Source organism: Akkermansia sp. GGCC_0220, from assembly GCF_017566105.1.
Classification (GTDB): Bacteria; Verrucomicrobiota; Verrucomicrobiia; order Verrucomicrobiales; family Akkermansiaceae; genus Akkermansia; species Akkermansia massiliensis.
This window is the reverse complement of the sequence record NZ_JABFCI010000068.1, coordinates 1-270: the sequence shown is the minus strand read 5'-3', so window position 1 is coordinate 270 and position 270 is coordinate 1. Positions and strand designations below refer to the sequence as shown.

Genomic DNA, 270 nt, shown 5'->3' with positions numbered 1-270 from the left:
GCCATGGGTTCCGTCGGGTCCCACAGGTAGCTCTTTACCAGCAAAGGTTCGGGATGCGTCAAATCCAGCTCGGCTACCTGCAAATAGTCCCGGTACAGGAACCAGCAATGGCTGGATACTGCCCCATTGACGGTGGCCTTCTTCTCGAAGCGCCTTCCTCGGTAGTCGTAGCCGCAGGTGATGGTTGTTCTGCCATCCTGGCTGGTGAAGACGATGGGGCGGTCGTTGGCGTCGTAACTGATTTCCCAGATACCTGTCGAGGTCCTGATG

General features: G+C 57.4%; 1 protein-coding gene. It reads right to left on the bottom strand.

Features of this window, described 5'->3' with window-relative positions; genetic code table 11:
- The coding region (locus tag HJW02_RS13005) for a hypothetical protein (RefSeq protein ID WP_208050678.1) at positions 1 to 270 on the bottom strand (270 nt) is incomplete at both ends.